The 16,587-nt window shown below is 40.1% G+C and carries 11 protein-coding genes and 1 tRNA gene; 8 read left to right on the top strand and 4 right to left on the bottom strand.

Translation table 11 applies throughout. The features are described from left to right. Nucleotides 1–185: 185 nt before the first annotated feature. Together FK004_RS07355 and FK004_RS07350 are read right to left on the bottom strand one after the other, a co-directional pair. Complete coding sequence (locus FK004_RS07355; RefSeq protein WP_108736676.1) at nt 186–1,211, bottom strand: LacI family DNA-binding transcriptional regulator; 1,026 nt, start codon at nt 1,209–1,211, stop codon at nt 186–188. Between the two features lie 169 nt (nt 1,212–1,380). Beyond that, nucleotides 1,381–1,845 carry a hypothetical protein gene (locus tag FK004_RS07350; RefSeq protein WP_108736675.1) on the bottom strand — a complete coding sequence of 155 codons (465 nt, stop codon included), beginning with the start codon at nt 1,843–1,845 and terminating at the stop codon, nt 1,381–1,383. A 586-nt stretch (nt 1,846–2,431) separates the two neighbouring features. Here FK004_RS07350 and FK004_RS07345 point away from each other — a divergent pair. The 5 genes from FK004_RS07345 to FK004_RS07325 all read left to right on the top strand — a co-directional run bounded on the left by FK004_RS07345 (nt 2,432) and on the right by FK004_RS07325 (nt 11,628). Continuing rightward, nucleotides 2,432–5,380, top strand: a complete 2,949-nt coding sequence (locus tag FK004_RS07345; RefSeq protein ID WP_108736674.1) for a SusC/RagA family TonB-linked outer membrane protein — start codon at nt 2,432–2,434, stop codon at nt 5,378–5,380. A 10-nt stretch (nt 5,381–5,390) separates the two neighbouring features. Beyond that, entirely contained in the window at nt 5,391–6,989 is a 1,599-nt protein-coding gene (locus FK004_RS07340; RefSeq protein ID WP_108738779.1) for a RagB/SusD family nutrient uptake outer membrane protein, read from the top strand. 22 nt (nt 6,990–7,011) lie between these two features. Continuing rightward, the gene (locus tag FK004_RS07335) at nt 7,012–8,103 is read left to right on the top strand and encodes a SusE domain-containing protein (RefSeq protein WP_108736673.1); all 1,092 of its coding nucleotides are present in this window, start codon (nt 7,012–7,014) and stop codon (nt 8,101–8,103) included. Between the two features lie 65 nt (nt 8,104–8,168). Further along, nucleotides 8,169–10,994 (top strand): alpha-amylase family glycosyl hydrolase, encoded by a 2,826-nt coding sequence (locus FK004_RS07330; RefSeq protein WP_108736672.1) that lies wholly within the window; start codon nt 8,169–8,171, stop codon nt 10,992–10,994. A gap of 142 nt (nt 10,995–11,136) precedes the next feature. Continuing rightward, on the top strand, nt 11,137–11,628 hold the full coding sequence (locus FK004_RS07325; protein WP_108736671.1) for a hypothetical protein: 492 nt from the start codon (nt 11,137–11,139) through the stop codon (nt 11,626–11,628). A gap of 49 nt (nt 11,629–11,677) precedes the next feature. Here FK004_RS07325 and nagA read toward each other — a convergent pair whose 3' ends face one another. Then, nucleotides 11,678–12,808 (bottom strand): N-acetylglucosamine-6-phosphate deacetylase, encoded by a 1,131-nt coding sequence (gene nagA, locus FK004_RS07320; protein ID WP_108736670.1) that lies wholly within the window; start codon nt 12,806–12,808, stop codon nt 11,678–11,680. A 635-nt stretch (nt 12,809–13,443) separates the two neighbouring features. Between nagA and FK004_RS07315 the strand changes: the two genes are divergently transcribed. Both FK004_RS07315 and FK004_RS07310 read left to right on the top strand, forming a co-directional pair. Continuing rightward, nucleotides 13,444–13,791 (top strand): ISAon1 family transposase N-terminal region protein, encoded by a 348-nt coding sequence (locus FK004_RS07315; protein ID WP_108736669.1) that lies wholly within the window; start codon nt 13,444–13,446, stop codon nt 13,789–13,791. After that, a complete protein-coding gene (locus FK004_RS07310) occupies nt 13,784–14,767 on the top strand; it encodes an ISAon1 family transposase (RefSeq protein WP_108736668.1) in 984 nt (327 codons plus the stop codon). The genes FK004_RS07315 and FK004_RS07310 overlap by 8 nt, the downstream gene beginning before the upstream one ends. A 99-nt stretch (nt 14,768–14,866) precedes the next feature. Here the strand turns inward: FK004_RS07310 and FK004_RS07305 are convergent. Beyond that, nucleotides 14,867–14,948 (bottom strand) — tRNA-Leu (locus FK004_RS07305). Nucleotides 14,949–15,089: 141 nt separating this feature from the next. Here FK004_RS07305 and FK004_RS07300 point away from each other — a divergent pair. Further along, entirely contained in the window at nt 15,090–16,484 is a 1,395-nt protein-coding gene (locus tag FK004_RS07300; protein ID WP_108736667.1) for a dipeptidase, read from the top strand. The last annotated feature ends 103 nt before the right edge of the window (nt 16,485–16,587 follow it).

Raw genomic sequence — 16,587 nt, 5'->3', positions numbered from 1 at the left:
ATTATATACGATAAGCGCTATGCTTATCAAAACTTAATTTAGGTTGAAGTGAAAAATATAAGTTTTGAATAATGCCGTAAATATAAAGCTTTTTTTAACCTGAAAATTTATTTTAAAAAAAATTAGGATTTAAAAATTGCCCTAAAACAATTTTTAAATCCTAACTATCAATACGTTACACCAAACTACAACGATAGCGTAGATTCTCGTTCCACCAGGTGGGTTTCTATAACTTCTGTTTTGTAATGTTCTTCTTCTTCATCTTCCATTTCCAGTCTTTCAATCAGCATTTTTGCAGCCTTCCCGCCCATTTTAATCCCATTCTGACTTACTGTTGTAATGGATGGCGAAGAATATTTAGAAATAATACCATCGGTAAAACCGATGACAGACAACTGCTCCGGAACCTTGATATTGAACTTATTAGCTGCTTTTATAGCTGTTACAGCAAAGAGTTCATTTACAGCAAATATGGCATCAATAGCATGATTGCCAATTAATGCTTCTATTGCTTCAGCACAATGATCGATGTCTTCTATCTTAATAATTAGATTTTCATCTACTGCAATGTTATTGTCCCGCAACGCATGACGGTAACCGTCTGTACGCAACTTCCCAACACTAACATAATCCACTGTGGTAATCAGGGCAACTTTTCGGAATCCTTTATTAATCAGGTGTTGTACTGCGGAGTAGGCGGCAAATTCATCATCTATAATTACTTTATCGCAAAGGATATCGTTGGAAATCCGGTCAAACATCACTACCGGCATCCCCTGATTGATGATTTCCGTAATGTGATGAAAGTCTTTTTTTAACTGTGTTTCTTTGGACAAAGACATAATAAACCCGTCGATACTGCCATTGGCAAGCATTTCCATATTGATCACCTCTTTATCAAAAGATTCATCGGACAGGCAAACGATAACGTTATATCCGTTTTCATTGGCTACCTGCTCAATGCCACTGATGACCGTAGCGAAAAAATGATGTACAATCTCCGGGATGATAATCCCAATGGTTTTGGTTCGTTTGTTTTTAAGGCTTAGTGCAATATTGTTAGGCTTGTAGTTGTACAGCTTTGCAAAGGCCTTGACTTTTAGCCGTGTATCTTCACTAATTTCGGAACTGTCGCGCAATGATTTTGAAACGGTTGAAATCGAAACATCCAGCTCCTTAGCAATCTGTTTAAGAGTTACTTTTCTTTTCATACTCTTTGTAGTAAAATATTATTTTGCCACTAAAGGTAATTGATATTTAGGGTAATCACAATTTTACCCCATTAATTCTGTGTTGGATAGCATGTTCTCAACACAAAAACAACAGCGACTGTAGTCTCAATTTTATATTTTTTATGGTAGTAAAGTTATGATATTTCCACTACACTTTATAGGATTGATAGGGCTTTACACCGGTTTTAAGTTCGCCCCACCGGAGTGATTCAAATACCGTAATCGTCCTGGGTACTACACTTCCCTCTTCAAACCCCCTGAGTGCTATTCCCAGGTTCAGCAACAATATACAACCTTCATATTCATGGGGATTTTCATCCATACTGCATAACGCCTGGGCAATTTGGAGCGGATCTCCTTTAAAAACAGCGATATTTTCAAAGTATAATTCATCGATGGTTGCATCCAGTCCAATTTCGACCAGGTGTTCTCCTTTATTCTTATAGAGTAACTGTAAGGTATTGCCCCGCCTGAATTCCCGCAATTCACCATTGGAACTATCGATCAGTAATTCTTCCGGCGGCCCCAGTAAAAGCGTCACTTCACGGGTTGTCATGCCAAAGCGGACCGGAGCTATACCTATAAAAGGGGCAATAAGTAGTTTTTGTCTCATACACATTGTTTTAGTTATGACTGATTCAAAATAAGCCCAAACGCCTTAGCATTGTAATGCGAAAACGTATGATACTATATATAGTAGTGGGGATAATGGAGCTATTACGTTTCCATTACTAAGGAATGTTTTGCACTGTCGCAGCATAGCATACAGCAGCATAGGGAATTACAAATATATCAGAATTTCCAGTTATTTCAAAATCAAGAATCCTCAGAAGTATAACTGCAGTACAAAATTTCATTTTCCGCACGGATTTTTGCTTTCGAAAAAAATATAGGCCATAATCCACATCAAATTATATCTAAAGGCGAATAGGATTTCGTGTTTTTAGAGTGTTTAACCAAATGTACTTTTGAGGATCATTTTGGGCTCATTGCTGATTCTCTAAAAAACGCGAATTTTATTTCCAAGAATCCTATTTTTAAGAGGCTAATACTGTGTTTTCGAGAAAGTTTTCAACACGCAAACGTTTTCGGTCTATTTAAAAATCGGCTAAATTTTTTTGAACGGGATATTTACATAGATTTAACATTCGAAGTGAAAATATAAGTACAAAAAAAAGATTTTAACCTAAACAAAATGTATGAAACCAATGTATAAAAAGGTCTTACTTTCATTGCTTTTGCTCCCTTTTAGTATCCTCGCTCAGGGGACACTGAATGGAATTGTCCAGGATAATACCGGACAGCCATTACCAGGAGTAAATGTGGTAATTCAGGGAACCACTACAGGTTCGTCAACTGATTTCGACGGTAAATTTGCCTTACCAAATTTAAAACAAGGAGATGTCATTCTTTTTTCTTTTCTGGGATTTAAAAACAATACCTTAACGTATAGTGGACAAAAAAATGTGATAATTACGCTTACTGAAGATGCTTCTGAATTACAGGAAGTAGTCGTAGTAGGTTACGGAAGTGTAAAGAAAAAAGATGCTACCGGAGCATTAACAAACCTTACTTCCGAGCAATTGAACAAAGGACCGGTCGTATCTGCAGACCAAATGTTGCAGGGACGTGTTTCGGGACTTCAGATTACCAATGCTGGTGGTGAACCAGGTGGTGGTGCCTTAATCAGAATCCGAAGCGGATCTTCCTTAAATGCCAATAATGATCCATTGTATGTGATTGATGGTGTGCCGGTTGATACTGGTGGTGGAGGTGTAGAAGGGGGCCGTAATCCATTGGCGAACCTGAACCAGAATGATATTGCCAGCATGACCGTATTGAAAGATGCTGCTGCTACTGCAATCTATGGATCGAGAGCTTCCAATGGTGTTATTATTATCACCACCAAAAAAGGAAAATCAGGCGAAATGCAGGTGACCTATAACGGTAACTTTCAGGTGAGTGAGATCGTTAAGACTGTAGATGTATTTAACGGTGACCAATACCGCTCGTATGTAAACGCCCACGGATCAGTTCCTCAAAAAGCTTTTTTAGGCACTGCAAATACCGATTGGCAGAAAGAAATTTACCGAACTGCTTTGGGAACAGACCATAATATCGCCCTATCCGGTGGTACCGATAATATCGTATACCGTACTTCCGTAGGTTATACTAACTTAAATGGTTTGCTGAAATATGATAATTTCGAAAGAACAACCCTGGGCGCTAACGTTACCGGAAACTTCTTTGATAATCATTTAAAAATTGAGCTGAACAACAAAACTACCGCTATGAAAAATAATTATAGTGAAAGAGGTGCTGTTGGAGCGGCTATAGCTTTTGACCCTACACAAAATGTGTATCAGGATAATGCTTTTGGAAATTACTACCAATGGGCAACCAATGGTGCTTATGAAGTGAACGCAAGCCGTAACCCGGTAGCCATGATCGAGCAAAAGCACAATTTTGGTAATACCTACAGAAGTATTGGAAATGCACAATTTGAATATAAAATCCATTCTTTTGAAGACTTGAAATTAATTGCCAACTTTGGTTATGATTATGCTTCGGGCCGTGCTTATGGCAACACCGATGCTGACTACGTAGTAACTGCTGAAGCTGGTTCTGCTTACCGCCGAACTCAGGCTAACAAAAACCAGGTAATGGATTTGTACTTCAACTACAACAAAACAGCGGAATCCCTGAATACCAATTTTGATTTTACTGGAGGATACAACTATCAGGATTTCCGTTATGAAAACAACAGTTATAATTTTGATGCGGTAAACAACATACTAAACCCTGGAATCCCATCAAAGGAACGTTTGAATTTACAATCTTTCTTTGGCCGTGCTACCATTACTATTGCTGATAAATATATCCTGAACGGATCGTTAAGAGCCGATGGATCTTCCCGATTCACCAAAGACAACCGTTGGGGGTATTTCCCTGCAGCAGCAGCAGCATGGAAAATCAACCAGGAGGATTTCCTGAAGACCAGTACTATTGTAAGTGATTTGAAATTACGTGCCAGCTGGGGTATCACCGGACAACAGGACACCGGAGCACGTTATCCTTCTTATCCTTTGTACCGTTCGTCAACTTCAACAGCGGCCTACCAGATTGGCTACAATCCCGATGGAAGCCCAATCTATGTACAGACTTATACTCCTTTAGCCTACAACCAGGACCTGAAATGGGAAGAAACGGAAACTCTCAATTTAGGGTTGGACTTCGGTTTTTTCAACGACCGTATTACAGGATCTGTGGAATTATATAAACGTAAAACCAATGACCTGATCGTATATGCTCCAAACCCACAAGGAGTTAACTTTTCAAATGGCGCCTTTTACAACATTGGAAACCTGGAAAATAAAGGTATGGAAGTTAGCTTAGAGGCTTATCCAATTAAAAAAGAGGATATCTCCTGGCGCATTGGCGCTAACATCACCTTCCAGAATTCTGAGATAACAAAATTGACAAATTCTGATACTCCTGGATTTGCAGGCTATAATGTCGGTGGAATTTCGGGAGGAACTGGTACAACAGTACAGAACAACCAGGTAGGATTTGCTCCAAATTCATTTTTTGTATACGAACAGGCGTATGATGCTAATGGAAAAGTATTGGATGGTGTATACGTAGACCGTAATGGTGATGGTATCATCAATGCAGATGACAAATACCGTTTCCGCAAACCATCTGCTGATATGTTCTACGGATTCAACACCGATTTTACTTACAAAAACTGGTGGATCTCTATGAGTTTCAGAGGAAGTTATGGCAACTACAATTACAATAACATCTTCTCTAATTTCGGAAACCAGGCTCAGGCATTGCCTTCCAATGGGAATTACCTTTCCAATGCACATACCAGTATATTGGACACCAATTTCAGTGCGCCAAGATACGAGTCAGATTACTACATCCAGGATGCTTCTTTCCTGAGAATGGATAACGTAACACTGGGCTATACTTTTAAAAATGTATTTACAGAAGGCACAACAATGCGATTAACTGGAGCTGTACAAAATGTATTCGTAATTACCGGATACAAAGGAATTGATCCTGAAGTACAAAATGGTATCGACAATAATATCTATCCAAGACCCCGAACCTATACTTTAGGTCTTAATGTTAATTTCTAATAAAAACGATATGAAAAAAATAAGTATAACGCTATCCCGAATAGGAATTTTATTCCTGGCGCTGTTACTCACTTCCTGCATGGACGACTTAGACCAGTCCAACCCTGCAAACGAAGGCAATCCTTCTGTTGAGGATCTGTACAGCAATCCGGCGGCTTATCGCCAAACGTTAGCCAAACTGTATGCAGGACTGGCAACAACAGGTCAGAATGGCCCAGCCGGAACACCGGATATCTCTGGAATTGACGAAGGTACAAGCCAGTACATCCGTGGATTATGGATGATGAACGAACTGACAACAGATGAGGCTATTATTGGTTGGAATGACAATACGATTAGAGATTTTCATAACCAAAGCTGGTCGGCTTCCGATCTTTTTATCAATGCTACTTTCAGCAGGCTGGATTTCCAGGTAAAAAACTGTAACGAATTTTTACGCCAGACTACCGATGAAAAACTGAACTCCAGAGGTGTTTCAGAAGAGCAAAAAGCTGAAATTACTGTTTTCAGGGCTGAAGCTCGTTTTTTAAGAGCACTTAGCTACTGGCACTTCCTGGATTTATTTGGAGGAAGGGTAGGTTTAGTAACCGAAAACGACCCAACTACCTATTTCCTTCCGGATCAGGTTACAGCTCAGGAAATGTTCGATTTCATCGATACGGAGCTTACTGAAATTGCACCATTGCTAAAAGCACCGAGAACCAATGAATACCCTCGTGCTGACCGTGCTGCAGTCTGGATGTTACATGCCAAACTAATGATGAATTCCAAAGTATATACCGGAATCGAAAAATATACCGAAGCACTTCCTTTACTGACCGAGGTGATCAATAGCGGTTACAGCATTCATAGTAACTACAGACAGTTATTCTTAGCAGACAATGACCGTAACGGTTCTCAGAATGAAGTGATCTTTGCCGTTGCTTTCGACGGATTGAATACTAAAACCTATGGTGGTACTACTTTTCTGGTACATGCACCTGTAGGAGGATCTATGTCTGCAGCCGAATTTGGTATCAATGGTGGATGGGGCGGTATTCGTACAACCTCCGCTTTTGTAAATAAATTCCAGACCGGGACTCAGGATACACGTTCTAACTTCCATACTGCCGGTCAGTCCCTGGTAATTAGTGATGTGAGTAATTTCGCTGATGGGTATGCGATAAAAAAATTCAAAAATGTGGATATCAATGGCAATCAGGGATCTGATGCTTCCGGAGATTTTGTCGATACAGACTTCCCAATGTTCCGTCTTGCGGATGCTTATTTAATGTATGCAGAATGTGCCGTAAGAACCGGAGCCAATGTAGGACAAGGCCTTTCTTATGTAAACAGCCTTCGGGAAAGAGCTTACGGAAATGCCAGTGGAGACGTAACGTCAATTGACCTGAATTTTATTCTGGATGAAAGAGCACGTGAATTACACTGGGAAGGACACCGCAGAACGGATTTGATCCGTTTTGGTAAATTCACCGGAGGTGCCTACGTATGGCCATGGAAAGGAAATACACCAAGTGGAAATCCAACACCAAGTTTCCGTAGTATTTTCCCAATTCCTTCCAATGCACTGGCAGCCAACCCTAAACTGATACAAAATCCAGGATATTAATAAAAACTAATTATTTTATACCATGAAAAATATAACAAAATCATTTATAGCATTATTTGCCTTACTCGCTTTGTCGTGTAACACTGATGATGTACAGGACCGTCCAGTTGTCCAAGGGATTGATGCCCCTGTATTGGAGGCACCAGAAACAGGAAACGTATATACACTGAATCCTGATACGATGGATCAGCTTGCAGAACGTTTCGTATGGAGTGCCGCTAATTTAGGTGCTGGGATTATTCCAAACTATGCGATTCAAATCGATACACAGGGACAGAATTTTGCTACTCCTACTACTGTAGGAATCACATCCGGGACACTTCAGTTTGCTGCTTCCCATAGTATTTTAAATGCAGCATTGCTGACTTTGGGTGCTACACCTTATGAAACCGCTAACTTTGAGGTACGTATCAAAGCCTATGTTGGCGATGTGGTAATGTATAGTAATGCCGTGGAAATGATCATAACACCTTATACTACTGAAACGCCACGATTATGGATCCCTGGCGGATACCAGGCTGAAAGTGGCTATGGTGCAAACTTTAGCTATGAGACTGCGCCACAATTGAAATCTTTAGCCTACGGTAATTTCGAATTTGAAGGCTACATGTATATTGCCAACACAATCACTTCTCCAGATAATGGATTTAAATTCGCTACTCAGCCAAACGAGAACGGAACAAACTACGGAAGTACGGCTTCTGATGGTGTATTATCTGCAACCGCTGGAAATATTACTGCAACAGCCGGATACTATTTGGTAAAAGCCAATCCAAGTTTATTAACGTATAGTCTGACACAGACTAACTGGGGAATCATTGGTAATTCAACACCAGGGGGTTGGGAAAACAGTACGCCAATGACCTACGATGCTGCCACTAAAAAATGGACGCTTACAGTAGCACTTACAGCACAAAACGCTCCGGATAACGGATGGAAATTCAGAGCAAATAATGCCTGGGATTTAAATCTTGGTGATACTGTTGCAAATGCTTCTGATGGAACACTGGTATATTCCGGTGCCAATATCGGTGTTGCTACTGCAGGAACATACGTTATCACACTTGACTTAAGCAATCCAAGAGCGTATACTTATACTATCACATTGCAATAATATAGAATACATTTAAAACCAAAGGGCTGTTACTTAACAGCCCTTTTTTAAATCCCCACCCCTATATGAAAAAAATTACTTTTTTACTTTGTCTGGTTTCCTTCTTTGGATGGGCACAGGTCCAAACCGTGACCTATAATGCTACCCCCGCCTCCTTTGATGAAACGCAGTCAGTCACCCTTACTATCAACGGCAGTAGCGTCAATGAAGCTGCCTGGGGTATTACCGGAAATGCGCTCTACCTATGGAGCTGGTCCTATGACCTTAATGATACTAACAGTATCGACTGCCCAACCAATGGCAGCTGGGAAAATTCGTCGGAAACGAATAAGTTTACCTATAATGCAGCCAACGACACCTATACTAAAACCATTGTCCCTACCACTTTTTATAACCGTACTGGTATTGGAAAAATCGGTTTATTGGTCAAAGCCAAAAATGCGAACGGAGATAAAAAATCACAGGATATTTACCTTGAAGTAGGTACTTTTCAAATTACAGCTTCCAATCCTGCACAAGGCAGTACTACGATTGTCAATGCAGGAAGCATACTTCCTATTACCGCATCATCATCCCTGGCAGCGAACTGGGTACTGAAAGTGAATGGAGTAAATGTTGCTACTACAAATGGCACTACTACATTCAGCCATAACTATACCATGAATACTGATGCTGCCTTTGAACTTACTGCTACAGAACCAGCTTCCGGTACAGTACTTTCTAAAACCTATGCAGCCATCACTACCCCTGTTGTCCAGGCTCAGGCACTTCCTGCTGGTATGCGCCAGGGAATTAATTACAACGCTGCCGACGCTACAAAAGCAACCCTTGTACTCTATGCTCCGCTAAAATCGTATGTGCATGTACTGGGAAGTTTTAACAACTGGCAACTGTCCAACGCCTACCTAATGAAAAAAGACACCGCTAACCCGGATCTGTATTGGATGGAAATTACAGGCTTCACACCAGGAACAGATTATACTTTTCAATACCGTACAAATGACGGAATCAAAACTGCAGATCCGTATTCTACCCTGATTCTCTCCCCTTATGACGATCCTTATATTACAGCAGCTACCTATCCTAATGTGCCCGTTTATCCCGCAGGCCAGTCTTTTGATGTTTCGGTTTTAAAAACCAATCAGGCGGCCTACAACTGGCAGGTAAGTAACTTCATCCGCCCTTCGAAAGAAAAACTGGTTATTTATGAATTGTTAATCCGGGATTTCAACAGCCAGAAGACCTGGACCTCTTTAAGTGCACAAATAGAATACTTCAAAAATCTTAAAATCAATGCGATTGAGATCATGCCGGTAATGGAATTTGAAGGTAACAATTCCTGGGGCTACAATACCGCATTTCACCTGGCTTTGGACAAAGCTTATGGAACAGCCGATTCAATGAAGCAATTTATTGACCTTTGCCACGAAAATGGTATCGCAGTAATCCTTGATGTGGCGTTGAATCATGTTTACGGTCGTTCCCCATTGGTACGCATGTGGATGAATGATCCCGATGGAGATGGTTTTGGAGATCCTACCGCACAGAATCCTTATTGCAATGTTGTCGCTACGCACAGTTATAGTGTAGGTTCCGATTTGAATCACCAATCAGCCGCAACACAATACTATGTACAGCGTACTATCGAACACTGGATGAACGAATTTAAAATCGATGGTTTCCGTTGGGATCTTACCAAAGGATTTACACAAAATTGTACCAATAACGAAGCGTGTACCAATAATTATAATGCCGATCGTGTGGCTGTATTGAAGCAATATGCCGATATACAATGGGCTATTGATCCCAACTTCTATATTATCTTCGAACATTTGGGTATTGGAGGATCAGCTACGGAAGAAACAGAATGGGCCAACTATAGGGTGAATGAAGGCAAAGGAATTATGCTCTGGGGTAAAACCACCGATCCTTACAATCAAAATAGTATGGGCTATGCTTCCAACAGTAATTTCAACAGCATGGATTTTGAAAACCGCGGATTTACCGCTCCCCGCCTGGTCGGATACGCCGAAAGCCATGATGAAGAACGCCTGATGTTCAAAAACCTGCAATATGGGAATGCTTCTACAACGGCACCTGTTTACAATGTGAGGACACTAACCACAGCCCTGAACAGAATGAAAGCCATTGGAGCAGTACTGCTGACAATACCAGGCCCAAAAATGATTTGGCAATTTGGAGAACTCGGTTATGACCATTCCATCAATGAATGTGAAAATGGGACGATTAATAATGATTGTCGTACCAGCCCTAAACCCATTCCATTTGAAAATGGATACAGTAGCAATCCCGACCGTATGGCGATTTACAATTCCTGGGCTGCGATAAACGCATTGCGCCAAAACAACCCGGTATTCGATTCCCCTACCTTTACCATCACTTCAGGAAATTTATTACCCCGAATTGAGATCAGCAATGCTGCCCTGGCGGCAGATCAGTTGAAAAATGTAATTGTGCTGGCCAATTTTGACCTAACCTCCAAAACTGTAAACACCAATTTCCCTATCACCGGAACCTGGTACAATCTCCTGGACAATACCACCATCAGTAGTACTGTAACTACAGTTACCCTACAACCGGGCGAGTATAAAATCTATGGGAACCAGGCCGCTGTTTTGGGGAATGAACAATTCATAGCGCAACCTGCAATCAGCCTGTATCCCAATCCAGCCTCGGCTTCTTTTTATCTCACGAAAGCCGTAAACCAGGTTTCGTTATATACGATACAGGGACAACTGGCCAAAGAATACAAAGGAAATTTCGAAGCCCGTCATGCATTTTCATTTGATGATGTAGCACAAGGCCTCTACCTTGTCAAGGTAACAGATGCTGATAATAATGTGGCAACACTAAAAATAGTAAAACAATAGTTGAGTTAGTTAATTGGTTCTTTTTTTTAAAGCCTTCCTTCGCGGGAAGGCTTTTTTGTTAAAATTAAATTGTAGAATCATAAAAGAATAGCGATTTGCAACGGTTTCTTTTAATTTTAAAATCATAACTAAAAGTCCTCTTATGAAGAAATTATGCCTGCTCTTTTTTATCGCACTATTCACGATGTGCCATACTGCAAAAAAGACGATCTCAACATCGCCCGATTCAAAAGAAGCCAGCCTGTTGTATACCGAGCAATACCGTGATGATTTCAAAAAGGTTTCCGACACCCAGAAAAGCAATTTTCTAAAAAAAATCAATGCTACCGCCGCCAACTACTCTGTGATTATATTTACCAATAAATACCAGGGAGAAGAGTTTAGTGTATCAAATGAAAAAGGCTCCTTATTCAATAATCAACTGATCAGCAATATGTCTTCGGGTGTTGCTAATAAAGTACGCATTGAAAATACACTGGATACTAAAATTATTGACCGCTACAAGAAACAGGAATTTATAATTGAAGCTGAAAAAGCAAAAGAATACAAATTCATTTATATCATGAAGGACTATACCAATTCCGCCAGTCCTTATAAAATTACATACAGCAATTCATTACGCCCTTTAATCTAAGGAACATTAATAGAATTACAGTTTAAAAGGGCAGGATACTGCTCTTTTTTTATGCCTCCACAAGATTGCCTTTAAAAAATACAGCACTACAGTTATAGTGCTGGTCAAAGGCGACTAAGTTGGCAGCATAACCGGGTGCGATCAGTCCTATCTCGGTTGCTAATCCCAGGACTTGTGCCGGATATAGAGTGGCCATATTTACCGCTTCCGGTAATGCAATCCCAGCATGGATCACGCAATTCTGTAGGGCACGCAACATGGTCAATGCAGATCCAGAAAGGACTTCTTGTCCATTTTCAGCAACTGTTACATAATGATCGCCTTTAAAAGTATGCTGATAAATACCGGTAGTTGTTAGCGTAGCAGCATCAGAGATAAGATACAACCGGTCACCCAAAAGTTTTTTGGCGAGTTCAAGCATGGCAAACGAAACATGAATTCCATCCGCTACAATGCTCGTAAATGGCCGCTCCCTAAAGATTGCAGGAATGAGTCCGGGGGTTCGGTGATGCATTGGGGCCATTCCGTTAAAAAGATGGGTGGCTGTTTTTATTTCACCTGAGAAAAACGCAATGGCTTCTTCATATGTTGCGCCACTATGCCCAATTGCTACTACAATTTTTTGATGTTGTAAAAAATCAAGCACATCAGCATCTTGAAGTTCCGGTGCCAGGGTTATCATTTTGATTTCTCCCGCAGCATTCCTTATCCTATTTTTTACTTCCGATATAGAAGCCTTATGGATCAATGATTCCGGATGTGCCCCACGATATTTCGGATTAATATAGGGGCCTTCCAAATGTAATCCTAAGAAATTTCCGATTGCCACTTTCCGATAGGCCACAGCCGACGCTATTGCCTGCTCCATAATTTCAGGAGCATTCGTCGATACTGTAGGTAAAAAAGTCGTGACGCCCTGTCGCAACAATTCGTGCTCCATAATTGCAAGATACTCCACAGAAGGTACTCCGCCGAAAAGTGCCCCTCCGGCTCCCATAACCTGAAGGTCTATAAATCCAGGACAGAGCCAGTCACCTTTCAGATCTATCCGGATCATCTCATCCGGAACCTCAGCCTCAGGAATTACGTTTTCAATAATCCCGGAACGAAGAATTACTGCCTGGTCATAGTAATAATTGCCTCCCGATAGTAGAATGCTATTGATTAATGCTTTTTGCATAGTTGCGAACGTTCATGGTGGTTAGTACGTCAAAGTTATTCATTTTAGGCCGAAACCAAAGCGCATAAAAATAATAGTAGTAGAAGGAGTAAAAGTAGTAGCGAACCGATTTTTAGTGTAGAAAATTAAACCTCTGGGATCTACTGATCAGACTTTCCTGCCAAAAGCCCTATAACCCATACACCAGCTCTTGGCACTGGAAAGACCTAAAATGGGTGGTTTATAGTAAGATCCGATATCCGAAGTAAGATTACTGTAAAAGAAAGTCAAATTTGAGGTCCTCCCCAGCCATTATTAATTTACCCCTAAATATAATAATGGCTGAAATGGAAAGAACCAAGGTAATAGCTACAGGACATTATAACAACCAATGGTTTTCATAAAAATCACCTATTAACTGTAAGCTATACCCTAACTTAACTGACTATTAAAACAGTTACGCTAAACTACAAAATCAATTTTCCCAGAATTGCCCCTATACGTCAAAAAAGTATCAGAATACGACAAAACAGTAATTTTTAAATTCATTTCGTTATAATCTTTCGCGATCTGAGAATGATCCGTTATGGATCAAGAACAAAACTTGGGGAGGAATGTCAAAATAAAATCAGAAATTTGCAATCTAAGAATTTGATATGACCCCTATAGAGCTATTGAAGTTTATGCTTCCTGATTTTTTAGTTGCCCATTTTGAAGTGGTTTCTTCTACTAATGCAGAAGAAATATTACACCTATACTTTGAAGAGCATGCCAAACCTCCGTCAGAATTTAATGGACTTCAGTTAATCTCAAAGGGTTTCCAGGATGAGATCACTATTCAGGACTTTCCTTTGAGAGGGAAGTTTGTGTATCTACACATCAAAAGACGTCGCTGGACCAATAAAGACACAAGTGAGATCGTTAAAAGAGATTGGAATCTAGTTGCCAAGGGAACCCGCATGACTCAGGAGTTTGCGGCTTTTTTAAAAGAAATTAATAGATAAAACTGCTATTGACTGTCATACCATTGGAAGTTTCTTTGGAGTCAATGGGAAAAAGTTACAAAGACAATACAAAAAACATTTAAGCTCCTTTAGTACGTGGGCTCAACGTGAACATGCACATGAGTGGATTATTTATCCTGAAAATATAGGTACCCACTTGTCAATTGATGAAGTAGCCTTGTCTCAGGGTGAGCTTTTTACTATTGTAACCAATAAGGAAGCTAAAGGTAAAAAAGGTTGCCTAGTTGCTATTATTGCAGGGACAAAGGCAGATCAGGTCATTGAACATATCTGTAAAATTGATTACAAAAAAAGAAGTTGGGTTCAAGAAATAACACTTGACATGGCTAATTCCATGAAGTTGATTTCCAAAAAATGTTTTCCAAAAGCGGTACAGGTTACCGATAGATTTCATGTTCAAAAATTAGCTCTAGAAGCATTACAGGAGATTAGAATAAAATATCGTTGGGAAGCGATGGATACTGAGAATCGATTCATATTACAAGCGGAAAAAGAAAAAAAAACTTATCTCCCAGATCTTTTATCTAATGGAGACTCTGTAAAACAGTTGCTCGCCAGAAGTAGATATGTTCTTTATAAATCCCGCGATAAATGGACCGAAAGACAAAATGAACGAGCCCAATTGTTATTTGGCTTATATCCCGATATTAAAAAGGCATACAGTTTAACCCAACAACTACGAGGTATTTACAACAATCATAACAATAAACACGTTGCGATGACAAAATTGGCACATTGGTACAGGAATGTAGAGGAGTCAGGGTTTAAAAATTTTAATATCCTTTTAAATACTATAACGGTTAATTACCAGTCAATCTTAAACTATTTTGACAATAGAAGTACAAATGCTTCAGCAGAATCTTTTAATGCTAAAGTAAAAGCATTTAGAAGTCAATTTAGAGGAGTGCGTAAAGTAGATTTCTTCTTATTTAGATTATCTAATCTTTTTGGGTAATCCCCAAGCTTTGCGTTTGATCCAGAATTTCATAGAAAAGGTAATATGAAAAATAAAGGCATAAAAAAAGCCCCAATAGACCATTGGAGCTTTTAGATGTGCGGGTGAAAGGACTCGAACCTTCACACCGTGAGGCACCAGATCCTAAGTCTGGCGTGTCTACCAATTTCACCACACCCGCAGGCTTATAAAACAGTAGTTGTTTCTCTAAGTGGGTGCAAAGATAGTCCTATTTTTTAATTATCAAACTAAAAAAGCAAAAATTTTCATATAAATCTTTTTTTGTATTTTTGACTTTATAGTAATATTTCAAACCGATATAATGGACAATATAAAAGACTACGTTCAGCAAAACAAAGAACGTTTCCTTAATGAATTAATAGAATTATTAAAAATACCTTCTGTCAGTGCTGACAGTGCTTATTCACAGGATGTGATCGATACTGCAGATGCCGTAAAAGCCAGCCTCGAAAAAGCAGGATGTGATTTTGTAGAAATCTGTGATACTCCGGGATATCCTATTGTTTACGGAGAGAAAATCATCGATCCGAATCTTCCTACTGTCCTGGTTTATGGCCATTATGATGTCCAACCACCAGATCCGGTGGAACTATGGACCTCACCTCCTTTTGAACCTGTAATCAAAAAAACAGACATCCATCCTGATGGTGCAATATTCGCCCGTGGTGCCTGTGATGATAAAGGACAGATGTACATGCATGTCAAAGCATTGGAATACATGGTCCAGACCAAAAACCTGCCCTGCAATGTGAAATTCATGATTGAAGGAGAAGAAGAAGTTGGTTCTGCCAGCCTGGGTTGGTTTGTAGAACGCAATCAGGAAAAATTAAAAAATGATGTCATCCTGATCTCCGATACCGGAATGATCTCCAATACACAACCTTCCATAACAACCGGCTTGCGCGGACTCAGTTATGTAGAAGTAGAAGTAACAGGACCAAATCGTGACCTGCATTCCGGATTGTATGGTGGTGCAGTAGCCAATCCTATTAATATCCTGGCAAAAATGATCGCCTCTCTGCATGACGAAGACAACAATATTACAATTCCGGGATTCTACGACAAAGTAGAAGAACTCTCAACAGAAGAAAGAGCAGAAATGGCCAAAGCACCTTTCTCCCTGGATAAATATAAAAAAGCACTGGACCTTACCGACATATATGGTGAAAAAGGCTATGTAACTAACGAACGCAATTCCATTCGCCCTACACTGGATGTTAATGGGATCTGGGGTGGTTATACCGGCGAAGGCGCTAAAACTGTAATCGCAAGTAAAGCCTATGCTAAAATTTCCATGCGTCTGGTTCCAAATCAGGACTGGCAGGAAATCACCACACTCTTTACCAAGCATTTTGAAAGCATTGCCCCAAGTGGCGTACGCGTAAAAGTGACACCACACCACGGTGGACAAGGATATGTAACACCTATCGATAGCATTGGCTACCAGGCTGCTGCAAAAGCCTATAACGAAAGCTTTGGTGTTCAGCCTATTCCGGTACGCTCCGGAGGCAGCATTCCAATTGTAGCGCTATTTGAAAAAGAATTAAAAAGCAAAACCATATTAATGGGCTTTGGACTGGACAGCGATGCCATCCACTCCCCTAACGAGCATTTTGGCGTGTTCAATTACCTTAAAGGAATTGAAACCATTCCATTGTTCTACAAATATTTTGTTGAATTATTCCAGGCAAAATAATTCTATCACCACTTATACTATAATCCGCTCCCACCGAGCGGATTTTTTTATGAAGTTGGGACTGCAATGGAATTTTATCTTATTTTTGCATTCCAAGAATACT

It is taken from the genome of Flavobacterium kingsejongi (genome assembly GCF_003076475.1).
In the GTDB taxonomy this organism is placed as follows: domain Bacteria; phylum Bacteroidota; class Bacteroidia; order Flavobacteriales; family Flavobacteriaceae; genus Flavobacterium; species Flavobacterium kingsejongi.
The sequence above is the reverse complement of the archived record's forward strand: the minus strand, read 5'-3'. Positions and strand labels throughout refer to the sequence as shown.

Bases quoted from the DNA above. Each gene is read 5' to 3' on its own strand.
- FK004_RS07335 (WP_108736673.1), top strand. From the start codon at position 7,012: ATGAAAAATATAACAAAATCATTTATAGCATTATTTGCCTTACTCGCT.
- FK004_RS07340 (WP_108738779.1), top strand. From the start codon at position 5,391: ATGAAAAAAATAAGTATAACGCTATCCCGAATAGGAATTTTATTCCTG.
- FK004_RS07345 (WP_108736674.1), top strand. From the start codon at position 2,432: ATGAAACCAATGTATAAAAAGGTCTTACTTTCATTGCTTTTGCTCCCT.
- FK004_RS07330 (WP_108736672.1), top strand. From the start codon at position 8,169: ATGAAAAAAATTACTTTTTTACTTTGTCTGGTTTCCTTCTTTGGATGG.
- FK004_RS07315 (WP_108736669.1), top strand. From the start codon at position 13,444: ATGACCCCTATAGAGCTATTGAAGTTTATGCTTCCTGATTTTTTAGTT.
- FK004_RS07325 (WP_108736671.1), top strand. From the start codon at position 11,137: ATGAAGAAATTATGCCTGCTCTTTTTTATCGCACTATTCACGATGTGC.
- nagA (WP_108736670.1), bottom strand. From the start codon at position 12,808: ATGCAAAAAGCATTAATCAATAGCATTCTACTATCGGGAGGCAATTAT.
- FK004_RS07300 (WP_108736667.1), top strand. From the start codon at position 15,090: ATGGACAATATAAAAGACTACGTTCAGCAAAACAAAGAACGTTTCCTT.
- FK004_RS07355 (WP_108736676.1), bottom strand. From the start codon at position 1,211: ATGAAAAGAAAAGTAACTCTTAAACAGATTGCTAAGGAGCTGGATGTT.
- FK004_RS07350 (WP_108736675.1), bottom strand. From the start codon at position 1,845: ATGAGACAAAAACTACTTATTGCCCCTTTTATAGGTATAGCTCCGGTC.